The organism is Moorena sp. SIO3E8 (assembly GCF_010692445.1).
Lineage (GTDB): Bacteria > Cyanobacteriota > Cyanobacteriia > Cyanobacteriales > Coleofasciculaceae > Moorena > Moorena bouillonii.
The window spans coordinates 36,608-54,674 of record NZ_JAAHHM010000012.1 but is presented as its reverse complement, the minus strand read 5'-3'; the positions used below and the strand labels follow the sequence as shown (position 1 = coordinate 54,674).

General features: G+C 42.7%; 18 protein-coding genes. 12 read left to right on the top strand and 6 right to left on the bottom strand.

All coding sequences use genetic code 11. The annotated features are described in order from the left end of the window. Window positions 1-5: 5 nt before the first annotated feature. The gene (locus F6K46_RS07700) at window positions 6-161 is read right to left on the bottom strand and encodes a hypothetical protein (RefSeq protein ID WP_293051790.1); all 156 of its coding nucleotides are present in this window, start codon (window positions 159-161) and stop codon (window positions 6-8) included. Between the two features lie 947 nt (window positions 162-1,108). Here F6K46_RS07700 and F6K46_RS07695 point away from each other — a divergent pair. The 3 genes from F6K46_RS07695 (at window position 1,109) to F6K46_RS07685 (ending at window position 5,773) form a co-directional block, all read left to right on the top strand. Next, entirely contained in the window at window positions 1,109-2,452 is a 1,344-nt protein-coding gene (locus tag F6K46_RS07695; protein WP_293051787.1) for a hypothetical protein, read from the top strand. Window positions 2,453-3,761: 1,309 nt separating this feature from the next. Continuing rightward, a complete protein-coding gene (locus tag F6K46_RS07690) occupies window positions 3,762-5,084 on the top strand; it encodes an FG-GAP-like repeat-containing protein (protein ID WP_293051785.1) in 1,323 nt (440 codons plus the stop codon). 197 nt (window positions 5,085-5,281) lie between these two features. Further along, the gene (locus F6K46_RS07685) at window positions 5,282-5,773 is read left to right on the top strand and encodes a thioesterase family protein (RefSeq protein ID WP_075897801.1); all 492 of its coding nucleotides are present in this window, start codon (window positions 5,282-5,284) and stop codon (window positions 5,771-5,773) included. A gap of 32 nt (window positions 5,774-5,805) precedes the next feature. Here F6K46_RS07685 and F6K46_RS07680 read toward each other — a convergent pair whose 3' ends face one another. From F6K46_RS07680 to F6K46_RS07670, 3 genes are all read right to left on the bottom strand, one after another. Continuing rightward, window positions 5,806-7,482, bottom strand: coding sequence for a hypothetical protein (locus tag F6K46_RS07680; protein WP_293051783.1), 1,677 nt, complete (start codon window positions 7,480-7,482; stop codon window positions 5,806-5,808). Between the two features lie 163 nt (window positions 7,483-7,645). After that, window positions 7,646-8,293 carry a peptide-methionine (S)-S-oxide reductase MsrA gene (msrA, locus tag F6K46_RS07675; RefSeq protein WP_293051780.1) on the bottom strand — a complete coding sequence of 216 codons (648 nt, stop codon included), beginning with the start codon at window positions 8,291-8,293 and terminating at the stop codon, window positions 7,646-7,648. Window positions 8,294-8,595: 302 nt separating this feature from the next. Continuing rightward, window positions 8,596-9,195, bottom strand: coding sequence for a thermonuclease family protein (locus F6K46_RS07670; protein ID WP_075897797.1), 600 nt, complete (start codon window positions 9,193-9,195; stop codon window positions 8,596-8,598). 48 nt (window positions 9,196-9,243) lie between these two features. Here F6K46_RS07670 and F6K46_RS07665 point away from each other — a divergent pair, with 48 nt between their 5' ends. From F6K46_RS07665 to F6K46_RS07655, 3 genes are all read left to right on the top strand, one after another. Then, window positions 9,244-9,441, top strand: a complete 198-nt coding sequence (locus F6K46_RS07665; protein ID WP_293051775.1) for a hypothetical protein — start codon at window positions 9,244-9,246, stop codon at window positions 9,439-9,441. A gap of 85 nt (window positions 9,442-9,526) precedes the next feature. Next, window positions 9,527-10,264 carry a pentapeptide repeat-containing protein gene (locus F6K46_RS07660; RefSeq protein WP_293051772.1) on the top strand — a complete coding sequence of 246 codons (738 nt, stop codon included), beginning with the start codon at window positions 9,527-9,529 and terminating at the stop codon, window positions 10,262-10,264. A 29-nt stretch (window positions 10,265-10,293) separates the two neighbouring features. Further along, the gene (locus F6K46_RS07655) at window positions 10,294-11,160 is read left to right on the top strand and encodes an SAM-dependent methyltransferase (protein WP_293051769.1); all 867 of its coding nucleotides are present in this window, start codon (window positions 10,294-10,296) and stop codon (window positions 11,158-11,160) included. Window positions 11,161-11,712: 552 nt separating this feature from the next. Here F6K46_RS07655 and F6K46_RS07650 read toward each other — a convergent pair. After that, window positions 11,713-11,841, bottom strand: a complete 129-nt coding sequence (locus tag F6K46_RS07650; RefSeq protein WP_293116916.1) for a hypothetical protein — start codon at window positions 11,839-11,841, stop codon at window positions 11,713-11,715. On the opposite strand from F6K46_RS07650, the gene F6K46_RS07645 reads away from it, so the two are divergent. The 4 genes from F6K46_RS07645 (at window position 11,833) to F6K46_RS07630 (ending at window position 16,739) form a co-directional block, all read left to right on the top strand. Beyond that, a complete protein-coding gene (locus F6K46_RS07645; RefSeq protein WP_293116913.1) occupies window positions 11,833-12,276 on the top strand; it encodes a hypothetical protein in 444 nt (147 codons plus the stop codon). The two genes, F6K46_RS07650 and F6K46_RS07645, sit on opposite strands and share 9 nt — an antisense overlap. 414 nt (window positions 12,277-12,690) lie before the next feature. Then, complete coding sequence (locus F6K46_RS07640; protein WP_293060526.1) at window positions 12,691-13,455, top strand: acylneuraminate cytidylyltransferase family protein; 765 nt, start codon at window positions 12,691-12,693, stop codon at window positions 13,453-13,455. Window positions 13,456-13,575: 120 nt separating this feature from the next. Then, window positions 13,576-14,610, top strand: coding sequence for an N-acetylneuraminate synthase family protein (locus F6K46_RS07635; RefSeq protein ID WP_293060528.1), 1,035 nt, complete (start codon window positions 13,576-13,578; stop codon window positions 14,608-14,610). Between the two features lie 257 nt (window positions 14,611-14,867). Beyond that, window positions 14,868-16,739 carry a Rieske 2Fe-2S domain-containing protein gene (locus tag F6K46_RS07630; protein ID WP_293060530.1) on the top strand — a complete coding sequence of 624 codons (1,872 nt, stop codon included), beginning with the start codon at window positions 14,868-14,870 and terminating at the stop codon, window positions 16,737-16,739. A 108-nt stretch (window positions 16,740-16,847) separates the two neighbouring features. Here the strand turns inward: F6K46_RS07630 and F6K46_RS07625 are convergent, their stop codons facing one another. Then, window positions 16,848-17,147 (bottom strand): hypothetical protein, encoded by a 300-nt coding sequence (locus F6K46_RS07625; RefSeq protein ID WP_293060532.1) that lies wholly within the window; start codon window positions 17,145-17,147, stop codon window positions 16,848-16,850. A gap of 191 nt (window positions 17,148-17,338) precedes the next feature. On the opposite strand from F6K46_RS07625, the gene F6K46_RS07620 reads away from it, so the two are divergent. Then, a complete protein-coding gene (locus tag F6K46_RS07620) occupies window positions 17,339-17,752 on the top strand; it encodes an acyltransferase (RefSeq protein ID WP_293060534.1) in 414 nt (137 codons plus the stop codon). Window positions 17,753-17,836: 84 nt separating this feature from the next. Further along, a complete protein-coding gene (locus tag F6K46_RS07615) occupies window positions 17,837-18,043 on the top strand; it encodes a hypothetical protein (protein ID WP_293060536.1) in 207 nt (68 codons plus the stop codon). Window positions 18,044-18,067: the final 24 nt, after the last annotated feature.

Below are 18,067 nucleotides of genomic sequence, written 5' to 3'. Positions count from 1 at the left end.
TTGTTTCATGTAGCTGATCTCAACAGATATAGCAATCCTAAATTAATTGAGATAATTTTGATGCGATATTCCCTACTCCCGTATTGATGCAGTCGCTCATGGGGGAAACCCCCAAGACCGTAATGGTGCGCTTTCCGTAGGCGAATTAAATAATTCGCCACGGGTCGCACCTCTGCATTGCTACTCCCTGTTCCCAGATCCGCTGTTCCCTGTTCCCTTTGCTATAGTTTTTGGATATTTCCTCAAGTAAAGAGATAGCTGGCTACATTTCAACATTATTTATTGTCAATTAGTTAATTTTATTACTAATCTCAAATCACCTGCTGTTAACCCTTTTTGCCACACAGTAAATTGATTGGGGCAAAAGCTTGCTTCCACACCTCAATGACTGAATGAAAGAGGGACTGAATGAAAAAGATTATTTTTTAACCCAGATTTGGTATAACCCCTAACTGTTCTGAGGGAGGGTAAAATTACTCATTCATAATTCTTAGCTTACTGATGTTATATAATAATTAGTTTTTGCTCAGGATCAACTCAGTAAATTTTTAATAAATTTTTATAAAATTTCCATGAAAATCCCTATTTTGATAGTGACATTTACGGATTTTTATGCAATTTATACTAATGGTAGGTTTTTTTTCAGTCAAAACGCCAAAAAAAATAGGAAGCCTGGAACCAAACTACTTTTTTGACTAGGTCATCTGTTAGGGGTGGATTTTGCTCAGGGAATCGTGAGGCACTCAAACTCTAGAAAAGGCTTCAAAAAATTTATCTAGTGAAACTGGATAAATTTGAGCAGGGCATCTTTGAACTATTAAAGAGGGTGTTTTCCCCTTATCCATATATCTAGAAACATGTATCTAGAAAGGTACTGTAGTCTAGATACATCGATAAGTATGATAAAATTTGCCCCAAAAGTTCACAGATAAAGTGCACAGACTCTTATCTCATCTCATCCTAGGGACATTGAGTAATGCCAGTTTAGTTACACATTCCGTGATTTACTGAGTTGGGATGGAATAATTAAAAATTTTTTGGTGCATTACGACGGAAAATAAAAGCCAACCACTGTAAACACAGATAACTTTTGGGAGAAAACCATCTTATGGTTCTGATTGAAGCAGAAAGCGATCGCGTAACGCGAATAAACTACGAGACAACCAGTGCAAACGGTATTGATACCGTTGCTTCAGGCGGTCGAGCCGTCCAGATCTCAAGCTTTAATGAGCCGGTTGAAGAAAACCCTGGTGTGCTTAGATTTCAATGGACAGCAGATGATGGACCAGCTGGTAAGTACGATATTAGTATTGCCTACTTTGACGAAGAGGATGGGGAATCTGAACTGACATTTAGTGTCAACGGACAGGAAGTTGGTACATATGTTTATAATCTAAACTTACCTGGGATTACAGCTTTTCCTCAGAATTATGTCCCTTTGAGCGGTGGCAATCCACGTGGCCCTCGCCCTCTAAGTGCTGAGGATAATCCAAATGCCATTTTTAAGGGCGTAGACCTTGCTCCAGGGGCTGAAATAGAAATCTCGGTAGTGGCAGATAGCCTTAATAATGATGCTAATTTCGAGCTAGGGCGACTTGATGCCATTGAAATTACCCCAGCTGAAATTACCCCAGCTGAAGAGATTATCCCCAGTTTGGATCTGTTCTGGCATAATCCTGTCAGTGGACAAGTTGCTGCGTGGACTCTAAATGAGGAAGGCACTAGCGTCGAGACCGCAGCCTTCATTACCGATCAAAATGGTCAGGACGTGTTGGTACCAGAGAACACTGGATTTGAAGCCCGTGGTGTTGTGGATTTAGGCGATGGTAACAGGAGTCCTCTGTGGCGTAATACCGAAACCGGCGGTGTTGCCATTTGGAAGATGGAAGGCTCCGAGTTGCAGGAGGCAATAACTATTGACCCACCAGCAGATGGCCCAGGATCAAACCTCGACTGGGAAATCCGTGGCACCGGAGATGTTAACGGTGGTGCAGAAGAAATTTTCTGGTACAACACATCTACTGGAGAAATTGCTGTTTGGGAGATAGATCAAACCGGGTTTCAGAATGCTACGTTTATTACGGATAGCAATGGTGACAGGTTGACCATATCACCTGACAATGACTGGCAGTTAGTTGCGGCTGGAGACATGGATGGCGATGGTAACGCAGATGCTATCTGGGAAAATATGAATACTCGACAGTTTGCCTACTGGAAGCTCGATGGTACTGTTTTCCAAAACGCAGTGGAGATCGATTCCCGACCAGCAAACGGTGCTTGGGAATTCCGTGGTACCTATGACGCTAACAACGATGGTATTGATGATTTCTTCTTCCGTAATTCCATGACTGGAGACAATGGCATCTGGATGATCGAGAATAACTCAGTGAGTGATGATAATATTGTCGGGATCACTCCGGTCGAAGATACTAACTTCTCCTTCTACGTTTAAGATAGTAAGCAGCTAGCTTTACTGTTGTAATTACAGTCAAGGCAAACCCACCCCTTCTGCTTACGCTCAAGGGGTGGGTTGATTGTTCACTTAAATCTGAATCTAATATTCCCGAGTCTCGATAGCGTGCGCCGTTCCCGTAGCGTGGGCAATGGGCAAAAGAGATAATTTAATATTGATAGATTAATGATGAGAATTGAAAGTCTGGATAAAAGTCCTTAGCCTATGGCCACGCTATTTGAGGTGCTTTGTGGCACAGGCTTCTAGTGGTGACACAGATTTCGACGCTGTGATGCAAAAAAGATTAAACTTTTGCTTACCTGTTTTATTCAAAAGCACCTCTAGTAGGACTATCTGTAGCGCATTAGCTGATAGGCGATAGGTGATAGCTTACCCACTAACTACCCTGAGGCAGGAGAAAATTACTCATTCATAATTATTAGTTAACTTGATATTATAGCAATTCTAGGACTTGTAAGGTACACAATTTCTAGATTTTAGCGAACAGGGAACAGCGGATCTGGGAACAGGGAACAGGGAAGAGATAAGAGATAAGAGGGAATAGCGATGCGCTGCATTAAGAGGTGCGACCCGTGGCGAATTTAATAATTAGATGCGGAAAGCGCACCTAAAAGGGAATCAACGTCAAAGAATACTGTACCTCATGAGTCCTAGAAACGCTATATATAATAATTGTTTTTTTTACTCAGTACCAAGTCAGTAAAAATTTCATAAAAATTAATGAAATTTTGATGAAAATCGCTAATTTTATAGTGACATTTCCGGATTTTTATGGCATTTATAATAGTGGTAGGATTTTTCTCAGTCAAAACACCAAAAAAAACATGAAGCCTGGAACCAAACTACTTTTTTGACTAGGTCATCTCTTAGGGGTGGAATTTTATCAGGGGATCGTTAGCCAGTCAAACTATAGAAAAGGCTTCAAAAAAAATATCCAGTGAAACTGGATATTTTTGAGCAAAGCATCTTTGAACTATTAAAAGGGGTGTTTTACCCTTATCGATGTATCTAGAAATAGGTATCTAGTAAGGTATTGTACCCTAGATACATCGATAAGCATGATTAAATTTTCCCCAAAAGTTCACAGACACAGACAAAGTTTACAGACTCTTGTGCCATTTCATAGCAGGCACCTTGAGTAATGCCAGTGTTGTAAGTTACACATCCCGTCAATTAGTGAGTTGGGACTGAATTGGGATGGAGTAATTAAAAATTTTTTGGTGCATCAGGACTGAAAAGAAAAGCCAACCAGTGTAAACACAGATAACTTTTGGGAAAAAACTATCTTATGGTTCTGATTGAAGCAGAAGGTCCTCGCGTAACGCGAGTAAACTACGGGATAACCAGTTTCAACAATATTGATCAAGTTGCTTCAGGCGGTGCAGCCGTCGAGATCTCAAACTTTAATAACCCGGTTGGAGAACCCGGTGTGCTGACATTTACATGGACAGCACAGGATGGACCGGCTGGTAAGTATGATATTCGTATTGCCTACTTTGACGAAGAGGATGGGGAATCTCCCCTGACATTTAGTGTCAATGGAGAGGTAGTTGGTACCTATGTTTATAATCTAAACTTACTTGCTAATAGACCTGAGCCAACAGCTGAGCCAAGGAATTATGTCCCTCTCAGCGGTGGCAATTCAAGTGGCACTTTAAGTGCTGAGGCTAATCCAAATGCCATTTTTAAGGATATAGACCTTGAGCCAGGGGATCAAATAGAAATCTCGGTACTGGCAGATACCAATAATGAGAATGATAATTTTGAGCGAGGGCGACTTGATGTCATTGAAATTACCCGAATCCCCAGTGTGGATCTGTTCTGGCATAATCCTGTCAATGGACAAGTTGCTTTGTGGACTCTAAATGGCCAGGGCACTAGCGTCGAGACCACAGCATTCATTACGGATCAAAGTGGTCAGGACGTGTTGGTACCAGAGAACGCTGGATTTGAAGCCCGTGGTGTTATAGATTTAGGGGATGGTATCAGGAATCCTCTGTGGCGTGATACGCTGACTGGCGGTGTTGCAGTTTGGAACATGGAACGCTCCGAGTTCCAGGATGCAATAATTACTCAGGCACCAGCAGGTCAACCAGGATCAGACCTCAGCTGGGAAATCCGTGGCACGGGAGATGTTAACGGTGGTGGTGCAGAAGAAATTTTCTGGTACAACACATCCAGCGGAGAAATTGCTGTTTGGGAGATAAATGAAACTGGGTTTCAGAATGCTACCTTTATTAAGGATAGCAATAATCAGAATATGATTATATCACCTAATGATCCCTGGCAATTAGTTGCGGCTGGAGACATGGATGGCGATGGTGACGCAGATGCTATCTGGGAAAATATGGATACCCAAGAGTTTGCCTACTGGAAGCTCGATGGTACTGTTTACCAGGAGCCAGTGCTGATCGATGCCCGACCAGCAGACGGTCCTTGGGAATTCCGTGGTGCCTATGACGCTAACCGAGATGGTATTGATGATTTCTTCTTCCGTAATTCTCAAGGACAAAATGGCCTGTGGATTATCGAGAATAACTCAGTGAGTGAGGAGAATATCTTACCTATCACTCCTTCGGTTTCAGATATGGACTTCTCCTTCTACGTTTAGGATAGTCAGCAGGTAGCTTTAATTTTTTAATTAGAGTGAATGAAAACCCACCCCTTCTGCTTACGCTCAAGGGGTGGAACGATTAAGTAGACCTCTTGCAAAAGTAGTTCTCTGATAGTGTTTGCGTCAATTCTTGTCCACTGTTCCCTCTTCCCTGTTCCCTGTTCCCGACAACTGCCGCGAAGTCTAGTTAATCCATGTCAGAAACACCCCAAACCTCAGCTCAAGGACAGCTGGACAGTACCATGCCAAGCCATGAGCTAACCGCCACCACAAAAAAATGGTTTGACTATCCAGTGCGAGTGCATCCCCACCACACTGACTATGGTGGTATAGTCTGGCATGGTACCTACCTTCGCTGGATGGAAGAAGCGAGGGTAGAGTACTTATGCTCGATGGGTATGGATTATAGTGATCTCGTCAAGTTAGGATGCGATTTACCGGTAGTAGAACTTTCTTTACGCTATCACCGGGCAATGCCAATGGGCACAGCTGCAGTTGTCAAGACAGCCATCGCTGAAATGAAAGGTGTCCGTATTAAGTGGGATTATCAAATTCAATCCCATGATGGGAAAGAACTTTACCTAACCGGTCGTGTGATTCTAGTACCCGTTGACCGAGACCAGGGTAAGATTATGCGCAAATTACCACCAGTGCTAAAGGATTTGTTGGAGAAGCTTTCTAGTTGAGCCAATCAAACTGAGGTTATTTTACGGTTATTTTATAAAGCAATATCAGCATATTGCCACGCTTGTTGAAATTGCTGTTGTATCGTTTCTGCTTCTGCTGTTTTTCCTTGTGCTTGCAAACTTTTTGCTAAACCATGTAATGACCAACCATTTTCGGGATAAATATCTAAATCATCACGAAACGCTTGTTCTGCTTGCTCTGGCTGATTGCCTTGGAGCAGGATTGTGCCTAGCAAATAACGGGTAGGAGAATACCAATCTGGTGGTTCATTATAAACCAGCTTATCTTCTAGGGTAACCGCATTTTTTAAGTGACTAGTTGCTGTTGTGTAATCTTGCTCAAGAGTAGCAATTGAACCAGTTAAGACTTCAAGGGCAATTTTAAGAACACTAGGAGTAGAATTCAAACTCGATATTTTAAGTTTTTCTAAATCAGGATCAGCAACTAAACCTTGTAATTTAGCTAATTCTTGATTAGCTTCTTCTTTCTTACCTTGAGAGGTGAAAGCCATACCTCTAGAATAATGCCAAACACCCGTAGCATATTTCAAATCAGTTTTTGGTGCAGGTGTCTCTAGAATTTTATCCCATTTTCCAAAGCGCACTTCCGTATAAAGTGGAACAACAGAAAAATGTTGTATTTTACCAGATAAACGTGGATTAGCCATCAGACTTGGATCAACTGCTGCTGTTTGTTGTGCCGCTTCCATTGCTATTTCACTTTGTCCACTCATTACCGCTGCAAAGCAGAGGAAATGGTAGTTGTGAGGAACATAACCAATAGTATAAATACTTTGAGGATGGGGGGATGCCAGATAGTTACGATCCGCTATCACTCCTTTTTGATTAGCAATAACAGCATCTTGGTAACGTCCTACTCGAATATAGATGTGAGAGGGCATATGGACTAAATGTCCTGAAGCGGGAACGAGATTGCGGAGATTATCAGCAGCTTCTATGGCTAATTTGGGTTGTTCTTTCTCCGTGGCATGGATATAGAGGTGAGTAGCTCCCGGATGCTTAGGATTTCTTTCTAAGACTGATTCTAATGTTGCTAAAATCGGCTTGGCTTCTGGTTTGAGTTCCCCATTATCTTGCCAGTAGTCCCAAGGCATGGTATCCATTAGGGATTCTGCGTATAGAGTTGCTGCATCTAAATCATCAGGATAATCTTGAACAACCTGCTTCATTGCTTGACCATAAGCTAGATCAAGGGAGGAACGATCTGCCATTGGTTGTTCCGAATAACGCTGTGCTAAAGCCTTAATATAAGCCTGTTCCTTTGGAGATGCCTTGTTACTTAGTGCGATCGCTTGTTGAATTGCTTGCCAAGCCTCTGGTACTTGTTCATCTGCCATTGGTGCATTGATATTTGGTCCTAGAACATAAGCTAATCCCCAGTAGCACATGGCACAATTAGGATCTAGCCTACTTGCTTCTTTAAAAGCACGAGCAGCTTCAGCATGATTAAAACCGTAGGCAAGAATTAAACCTTGATCAAAATACGTTTGAGCTAAGTCTGAGGTAGTAGAAATAGGGTAATGATAATTCCCAAGATTATCTCTTAGTTCTACTCGTTCAATTTTTTCCTGGGCAGATGATGCTGAAACTGAAGGATTCAATAGGAAAGGGGATAGTAAAGTAGGAATAATAATTAATCCTAGACCGACTATAAAACTTATACTAAAAGTTTTAAGCTTATGTTTCATTTTGTTGTTCCTCATACAGTCCCCAATGCCCATCCTTCTTGAATCAGTTAGGCTCAGAAAAGTGAATTTGCAAATTTAGTCATTAGTCATTTGTAAGTACCAAATTCTCTTGGTACTTACAAATGACTAATGACTGATGAGTGTTTACTACAGAAGTGATGACTTATGAAATTGCAGGGCAATTCACATTTGTCCCACCTAAACCACAATACCCATTAGGATTTTTAGCCAGGTACTGCTGGTGATAGCCCTCTGCGTAATAAAACTCAGGAGCATCTAGAATTTCTGTGGTAATATTACCATAATTGGCGGCATTCAGAGCTTGCTGATAAGCGTTTTGTGAGGCTTCCGCTAGCTTCTTTTGGTCTTCGGAATAGGTATAAATTCCTGAACGGTACTGAGTACCAGTATCATTGCCTTGGCGCATCCCTTGGGTGGGGTTGTGGCTTTCCCAGAAGACTTTCAAGAGTGCTTCGTAACTGATTAGTTTTGGGTCAAATACCACCAGCACTACTTCATTGTGACCAGTCATGCCTGTACAGACCTCTTGATACGTGGGGTTAGGGGTAATTCCAGCAGCGTAACCTACTGCGGTAGTGAACACTCCCTCCTGTTGCCAGAATCGGCGTTCTGCTCCCCAAAAACATCCCATGCCAAACATCGCCATTTCCAATCCATCAGGATAAGGGGGTTTGAGAGGATTGCCATTGACGTAGTGACGCTCGGGTACTGGCATCAGTTCTGAGCGTCCAGGTAAGGCTTCCTCAGGAGTAGGCACGGTCAGCTTTTTCTTAAATCCGAAGAGTACCATCAGTTTTGAATCTTAGTTTTGATCACTTACTTAACATTTTGCAACATTTATAGCGTTTGTATATGGGTTGTAAACACACCAATTCCAGGAAAAGGAATGGATGCAAGAGGCAAAAGGCAAGAGGGTAAAGAGCTCCGGAGTGTTATTGGACAAGAAAAAAATACCTCTTAGGTTTACATGTGATTTACAAACCCTATAGGAGGAAATTACTCATTCATTAGTGGTAACTACCAATAGACGGTTTACCAGCTATTGGCTAGCTACTAAAGACTAAAGACTCACAGGACTAAAGACTCTCCGACTCAGGAGGAGGAGGATTTAGTTTTTGCTAAACTACGATATTCCCAAGCTGGAACAAACTTAGGGTCTCGCCACAACCCTCGCCGATATCGTTTGGCATTGGCTTCAGCACTATCGACCATTTCCGCACTGGGGCAATCTTTCAGATAGGGGCGATATACCTGTGCTAGTCCTTCTTTAACTAGAACTTCCTGGACAAAGGTGCCATCGGTTAAGCGTACTTCACTGACGCTGCGCCCATAGCGGTCAGTATCAGTTACGGTCAAAACTACCTGATTATCGCTTTGTTTTACCAGTTCCTGAAGTCGCTCCTTGGCTTTATTTCCCCATTTGAATTGACTTTTGTCTACCAATTTGCGGCTTTGCTTCTCTTTGTTGGAATGGGCAATTTCTGGAGCGTCGATACAGGCAAACCGAACTTTGACATCTTTGCCAAACCTGTCAGCTACGAGAATGGTATCCCCATCAGATACCCGTTTGACAGTGTAATTCCCGATTCCTAACTGGTCTAGAAGGGCGGCACATCCAAAGAGACTCAGGATTAGGACAGAGGCTACTATCGATTTGAAAATGTTTTGGATTAGTTGGCGAGTTGGATTCATGGTCAATTACTGTTGACGAGTGTACAGTTTAGCTAAAAAACTCTACTGGTGCCTTATTCCTTGCTCCGACGTTCCGATCAATCCTACTGTCGCATCGAAATTACTGTATACTATTATATCAATCCGAAGTCAAACCTCAGAGAAATTCGTGTTACTCTGGGTAACCTCTTAGCCATCTTGCGAGACTTCTATATTTTTCTATACTTCCATTGGTTACATCCGTTAACCATCCGTTGTTCCAACTGACTACTCTCACAACTCCGACAGGGATGGCGATAGATTTGACTCTGTATTAATTTATGCTCTCAAGATTCAATCCTAACTACTCAATATGACTATGGTGCTAAAAACGATAACTCTAGTGTCTTCAACTCTAGTTTCTTCTCTCTTATGTCTCGGTTGTCTAGGGTGGCCAGCTCAAGCCCAATCCAACACTTTTGCTAATTGCGATCTAGGCAATGATTTAAGTGGTCGTGATTTGAGCTTTGGGAATTTTAGTAACTGTAATTGGAGAAGTATTAATTTAAGAGGGGCTAATTTATCAGGGGCTTATCTCAATAGTATTCTACTTAACCCTAAACTTCAATCTTACCAACGACGGGCGACCGAAGAAGTAAGTTCGGATCTGACCAATGCTAATCTCCAAGGAGCAGATTTAACTCTCGCTAATTTAGAACGAGCCATCCTGACAAATGCTAATTTAGTAGCTGCTCGTTTATTTGATGCTGACTTAACATCGGCTACATTAGAAAATGCTAAATTAGATAAGATTTTTGCTCCTGTGGTAATCTTATATGAGGCTAATTTAAAAGGAGCCACATTAAGTTTGGGGGATTTAACCGGTGCGAGCATGGCTAGCTCTGATTTAAGTAATACCTATTTGTATAGAACCAAATTAAGTTATGCTGACTTACAAAATGCTAATCTAAGTGGGGCTAATTTAACCGAGGCTAATTTAACAGAGGCTAACTTAACGGGGGCTAATTTAACTGGGGCTAATTTGACTGGGGCTAATTTGTGTAATGCCACTATGCCTGATGGTACAGTATCTCAGCAAGGTTGTCCTTAATTTCATGATCAAGCAGTAAATTGTAAATTATGGAAAACGAACTGGCAGCAAAAGCCGAAAAAATACCAGAAATCAAAAATGATGTCTGTCGTACCGCAGTAGTAATGGCGGCCAAACGTGCTATTGAATCGAAAAGGGCAGACCGACTTTTTGACGATCCTTTTGCTGCTCAGTTAGTTGGGTCTAAGGAAATACAGTCTTTGATGGATTATTGGGAAAAACAAGACGGTAAAGACCCGAAATCAAATACCCTTCGCATCCAGTTTGTGGCAGTGCGAACTAAATTTTTCGATGATTTTCTGATATCTGTAATACCAGAGGTACGTCAAATTGTAATTTTAGGGGTGGGGTACGATACTAGAGCATATCGTCTACCCTTACCACCTGAACTATGTGTATACGAGATTGATTTACCAGAAATCATGTCTCGCAAAGAAGCAATTCTTAAGGATATTCCCTCTAAATGTCATCGCTATTCCATCGCCACAGATTTGCAAAAACCTTGGGTGCATTTATTAAAAAATCATGGATATAAATCTAATAAGCCGACAGTTTGGTTGATGGAAGGTTTATTGATGTATCTGGATAAAACAGAGATCAATATATTACTGCAAACAATTTCTGATATCAGTGTCAAAGGGAGTTATTTGGCTGCAGATTTAATAAGTGTAAAGTCGTGGCAGATAGGCTCTAAAACTCAGAAGGGATTAATTAGTAAAAATTGGCGTTTTGGCACAGACGAACCAGAAGAATTATTGGCTTATTATGGGTGGAATGCGTCAGTGATCCAACCGGGAGAAATAAGAGAAAATTATGGACGTTACTCTGTCCAAATCGCACCCCGTTCAGTACCTGGAAGGCGACGTTCTTTTATGGTGACCGCTAAAAAAGAATGATGGCTCTCCTAAACTTATTTAGACCTCTTGCAAAAGTATTTTTATAAAATTTTTTGCGTCAATTATTGTCCACTGTTCCCTGTTCCCTGTTCCCTGTTCCCGACTTCTGCAAGAAGTCTATTACATTTTACTTATCAATACAATACTCTAGATTTAATAAAACATAGGGAAACAAATTTGTAAACCATCCCCCCCCAAATTTCTTTAGCTTTTTCCCCTTCAATAAAGGAGTTGACAATACGTTGCCATTGCGGATCACTCTTAGGGAGAATCATGCCATAGAAATCACAGGTCAGTGGCTGAGCTGGAGATAAGGTGTACTGGGATGAGGATAGTCCTTGTCTGGTGACTTCTCCAATTAATAAAATGCCATCGCTGGCAAAGGCATCAATATCACTATACCAATCCTAAATGATTTTGAAGAAAAATGAGATATCATGGAATATAAATTTACCACCATGTTCTCATGACTCTGGAAGAATTTATAGCTAGCAATCGAGACCCTAGAGAGCTAAAGCGAGCAANTAAATTCTAAATTCTAAATTCTAAATTCTAAATTCTAAATTCCCGATTCCCGATTCCCGATTCTCGATTCCCGATTCCCGATTCCCGATTCCCGATTCCCGATTCCCTACTCCCTACTCCCTGTTCCCTGTTCCCTGTTCCCTTATAATGACACAAACAACACCTCAAAAAAGAAGATGTGAACGTAATCGGAAACGTTCTAAACGAAGAGCTATTTTCTGTCCCATTCATCGTTGCCACCTGGATAGTGCTAGTCAAAAATATCGATTGTTTGCGGATCGAGCAGGACAACTGATGGAACGTGGTGTTAAACAAAAATATGCCTTGATGCTGATAGCGAGTAAAACTACAGTAGCCATTGAAGGAGAGTGGCTAGAGGCTTTTTGGTGTAGTGAGTGCCAGGAAACCCAGTGGTATCACGTTGCCAAGACAGGCGATCGCACCTATAAGCTATCGTTGGCTCCTGATGTGTTATGGCAACAGGTAACAGGAGTTGTAGATCCTCAAGGAAATCCCTCAGTGGGAGAATTTACCCGTCGCCAGTCTAGAAGGATTGGTTTTCACGGGGTTAAGGATTTTGGGGCAATTTAGCTTTTTTTGCCAAAGTCCAAAATACTGATACTTACTAGTTTTGCCAATAAAATAGCGTCCTAAATTAATTTGTAATAATTTTTGTTTCAAGATCCTCTGTTCCCTTTGCTAAATAATTGTTTATGTTAATTATTCAAGGCAGTTCAATGTTATTTACAGGTTGAACTGTTTGTTTTGGTGGAAATTTTGTAGAAACAACTATCCCCCAAGGTTTTTCTAACATCAATAATTTAGTAATTTACTGCCGTGATGAGCTGATACTAAATCCTGTTCACACAGTGGCTTTATAGTGATAACCCTCAAACCCTCTCCCCATATGCCTATCACGCCATTTACCTATTAGTAATAAAAGCTACTTTCACAACCGGATTTAGTATGAATCACCACTATAAAGAAGCATAAATTAATTGAATCATGAACAAAATTATTGGTTTGATTACCGCACGGGGTGGCTCGAAGTCCATTCCCCGTAAGAATACTACCTGGCTGGCGGGTAAGCCCCTAATCGCTTGGACAATTAAAGCTGCCTTAAAAAGTCATAGGTTGAATCGTGTGATAGTTTCTACTGAAGATGAAGAGATTGCTGAAATCTCGAAAAAGTGGGGAGCCGAGGTGCCATTCCTGCGCCCGGCAGCACTAGCGCAAGACGATTCATCTCACATTTCCGTGTTGATACATGCTGTCGATTGGTTAGAACAAGTTGAAGGGACAACAATAGACTATCTGATGTTGTTGCAACCAACTTCGCCGTTGCGTTCAGCTCAGGATATTGACTTAGGGATTGAATTGGCGTTGGAGCAGAATGCTGATAGTGTGGTAAGTGTCTGTAAGGCGTCTACCCATCCATATTTTACGAGGCGGATCACGAGTGACGGTAAACTACAGGATTTTGTGCAAAAACCCGATGGCTACCTGCGCCGACAAGTGCTGCCGCCAGCCTATGCTTGGAATGGGGCGATATTTCTGGTGCGGCGTGACATCTTAATCGAAAAGCAGACTCTTGAAACAGATCGCACTTATGCTTATGTGATGACACCTGAACGCTCCCTAGAGATTGACACGCCTTGGGATTTGTACTTGGCTAATTTGATTCTTTCTGATCGCACTAAGCATGGATTTGAGGGCAGATCTTACCCAGCAACTTTACCTGTAGGGTACGTTAATAACGCACCCTACTAACTATAACAGTTAACTATAGCCTTTGTTGTCCATTTTTGCATAAGTCCTGGATAAATCTTGCTCATCACCAAATTTCCTTAATATTATATATGATCATAAAAAAATGAGAACAAAAACGCTATGAGGCAACAGTTTCGCTTAGGTCATCGCTGGGTAGGAGTAGAACACGCGCCCCTCGTGATTGCCGAAATCGGGATCAATCATGAAGGGCATCTTGATAAAGCGATTCGCATGGTCGATGATGCCTATGGGGCTGGTTGTGAGTGTGTAAAGTTCCAGTGCCATGTGATTGAAGATGAGATGATTCCTAATGATGTGGTACCAGGTAACGCCAATGAGAGTATTTGGCAGATCATGAAGCGTTGTGCCCTTCCCGAAGATGAAGAAGTTCGGCTCAAAGCCTATGTAGAGTCAAAGGGTATGATCTATCTGTGTACCCCTTTCTCACGAGCTGCTGCCATCCGTTTGGAAAAAATGGGAGTCTGTGCTTATAAAATTGGTTCTGGCGAGTGCAATAATTACCCATTGATCAAGCATATTGCTTCCTATGGTAAGCCTGTTATCCTCAGTACGGGGATGAATAATTTGGCCTCAATTATGCCAGCCGTGGACATCTTGCAAGAAGCGGGCGTCCCGTTTGCCATCATGCACTGCACGTCCATGTACCCGACGCCTCATGAAAAGGTTCGTTTGGGGGCATTATCGGTTCTGGCAGAACAGTTTCCAGACGCAGTATTAGGTTTGAGCGATCATTCCCTTGGCAACTATACCTGTTTTGGTGCAGTGCCCTTGGGGGCTCGCATCTTAGAAAAGCACTTTACTTCCGATAAAAGCTGGCCAGGACCCGACGTTCCGATTTCGATTGATCCAACTGAACTAAAAGAGTTAATCGATGGCTCAAAGGTTATTTATAGCGCCTTGGGAGGCACAAAAGAGATCTTGCCCGAAGAACAACCCACCATTGACTTTGCTTATGCTTGTGTGGTGTCAATACGAGAGATATTACCTGAAGAAAGGCTGACGATGGAAAATATCTGGGTTAAGCGCCCCGGTACAGGGCAGATTAAGGCAGTTGAGTTTGAAAATCTGTTGGGTAAGAAAGCGCAACGCTACATTCCCAAAAACACGCAACTGGATTGGGCTGATGTGGAGTGATCAATGATGAAACGATTACTATAGCGGTTTGCGCTCAGGGTAAACGCATCTAATTTGTTAAATCCTATATATAGTGTTTTTAAAATTAAATAAAAACTATATGTGGAAAATTAATTGTCAATAAGCACAATAAGGCCAGGGTTATTGAGAACTACCCCCGCTTTATTGACAAGATGCGTTTACCCTGGGTTTGCGCTTTATCACCTTGGATAGCTCTTGCTCTTTTTATTACTTTCTCAAGAAGGAGATCATCGACAGTGAATTTCATAACAACAACTCATAAAATTGACCTTGACCCCGCCAAAGCCAACCTCCCCGTACCAATATCTCTGGGAAACCAGCCCTACTATTTGGTGCACTCTGAATCGGGTTATCAGCTTATATCAAGGGTTTGCCCCCACCAAGGGGGGGAAGTGGAGTTGGAGGGCGAGTGTTTTACTTGTCCGCTTCATGGCTGGCGCTTTGAAGATCGAACCGGAAAGGGGATAAACAACCGGGGGGCGTTGTCGGCGATACCAGTAACAGTTTCGGGGGATCACCTCTTAGCGGAAGTCCCATGTGCCCCCTCCAGAAGCCCTCTCGCTCAAAGAGGCAAACATATCGAGGATTTGGCGATTACCTTACATGTCCACTCCTGCCTAGAAGTGGCCTATAAAGGTTTTTCCCTTCTCACCGATCCTTGGCTTTGTGGGTCAGCCTTTTTAGGCTCTTGGATGCTTTATCCCGCTCCCATAGTCAACATTTCTACCTTGCGTCCTGATGCGATCTGGATTTCCCATGAACACTCGGACCATTTTCATGAAGAAACCTTGGTCCATTTTGACCGTTCGACGCCGATTTACGCGCCTGACTTTCCCAATCGTCGCCTCATCCAGGGTTTAACCGCACTGGGCTTTAAGGATATACGTCCCATGGCCTTTGGGGAGAGAGTCCAACTCTCAAAACATATTCATCTGACCTGCTTTGAACCGGGCAGTTTATGGAATGATGCCATTGTTCTGATTGAGATTGATGGCTTCCGTGTGCTCAATATCAATGATGCGGGCATTAACCATCGCATTGCCTCGTTGCTACCTCCTGTAGATATGGTCGCCTCTTTCTTCATTCCTGGCGGCTCATCATACCCTTGGAGTTGGACTCACCTTAGCCAAAAGCAAAAGGTTAACATCTCAAAACGTGCCGCTCAAGGCTTACTTCAGATGCTCAAACAGATGATGAAGCTGTATGGCGCGAAATACCTCTTACCCTTTGCGGGTAATTTCACCTGGTGTCATCCCAACCATCGTGACTATGTTCGCCTAATGAGTACCAATACCTTAGACGATGTGGTGCAGCTTTTTGAGGGCAGTGACTTACAAGTAATTCCTCTTTTACCTGGAGAGAGCTGGGAGAGTTCAACAGGCAAGATTAACCGTGTGTGGCATAATCGAGAGGAACTTGATGACATAAACTATAGACTGCGCTACATTGAGCAGCATTTTAATCAAGCTCTATTCTCCCAATATCATGCTTGCTCCACAACAGTGACCCGTTCCGAGTTGGAAGCGTATTTTCTCAAATTGAATGACGTGCCGGAGATCGCCTTGTGCGAAGAGATAACCGTCACCGTACAAGCAACTCAAGACGATTTTGACCAGGTAACCTTCTCTGTTTCCTTTTCAATAACAGCCGGACGGCTGGAAATCCTGTCCGAGCCACCCGATGTGCCCAACTTGCTCATGAAAATTCCCCTTGGCATGTTGTCCAAAATTGTGAAAGAAAATCTCTCTTGGGATGAGGTTCATATCGGCCATTGGTGCCGCTTTTCCAGAAGCCCTAATATATACAATGCTGGTTTCTGGCGCTTATTACAAGCTCCATACTATAACAAGCCTGCCTCAGTGCCACCCATAGACCATCAGCCGATCACAGGCGACACCGTCATCGCCGACTTGCTCGAAACCCATGGTAACGAAGCTGAACGGATTCTAGGCCGCTATGGATTATACTGTCTGGGCTGTCATCATTCAACCCAGGACACCATCACACTAGGGGCAAAACAGCATGGCCTAAACAAAAATACGGTTGATCGCTTGGTTCGAGAACTTAACCAGACATTCCACTCAAAAAAGGAAGAAAGCACAATATGAAACCTTGGATGATCTTAGCCAACCAAATTGCTTATTACTGGAGTTTAGACTAATGCACGAAGAACTCAACGAGTCGTTGAGGATAAAGAAAAGGAAAATAAGAAGGATTTAAGCCGAAGATTTACGATATTTCGACTGTGAATGAAAGCGTCCTCGACCTTTCTTAACGGTAGGATATCGTTTTCTTGGAGTGCGAGGGGTATCAAGTGGCCAACCTGGGGACTTTCCTCGGAGTTTGGGGGGCTGGGAAGGAGTGCCAATAATGGTTAAAATGCTACCGAAAGATTGAGCAACCCGTTCGGGAGAAAGAGAGGAAACTGCCAGAGGCTTCTGCCTCCGAAGAGGGCGATCACCAACACATTCGCGAGCCAACCATAACTGCCAAGTGAGAAGGCGTTGCTGAATCAAAGAATGAATAGAAGTAGAGTGGGCATCCTGCCCGCTCCAAAAGATCAAGGGACAGGCAAGATGCCTATTCCACAGGTGCGACCCAAGGCCGGGTTCCCCGGGTGCATCTCAATGCATGCAATTAGGCAAAAATTCCCACACTCTCCACACTCCCCGCGCCCCCGCCCCACACTCCCCTTTTTTTTACAAATATGAGATGCACCCGTTGTCATATACAAACCCACCCAGGTTCTTCAATTACTATAGGTAATGGCACTAGGATACATACCAGGTCTGAGGTTAAAGGAGATGTAGCGATTGGTAATTCAGTTTGTTGCGCTGCAAATGTTTTCATTTCTTCTGGAAGGCATATGTATGATTATGTCCCAGAATTAACAATTAACGAACAAGATCAAAAATACTTGGAAGACCACGGCAAGAATTACTCAAATCCAATTGTGATTAGTGATAATTGTTGGTTAGGGATTAATGTCGTTGTTACGGAAGGTATAACTATTGGTAGTGGTTGTGTAATTGGTGCTAATACAGTCGCAACAAAAAATATTCCTCCTTATTCAGTGGCTGGTGGAGTGCCTGCAAAAGTCTTAAAAAAAAGACTTCCTTAATTGATGATAGCCACACTGGGAGAGCCAGAAAATTTATAGCGTTTCTGATAGTAATGAGGTACAGAGGATTTTTTCCCTGTCTTGATGCAAAGCGCGAGTGGGGAAAACCACGCCAGTCGCTCATGGGGGGAAGCCCCAAGACCGCGCTGGCTCCCCAAGACCGTGCGTGCTGCATCGCTTAGGGAAAGGCAAGAGGCAACAGGCAAAAGGCAAGAATTAATCAAGTATCTAGGGATTTTTGGTAAGGTCAAAAACTGTATAGCGGTTTTTAGCCTAATCAGGTACACATAATTTTTTCCCTCTTACATCTTCTGA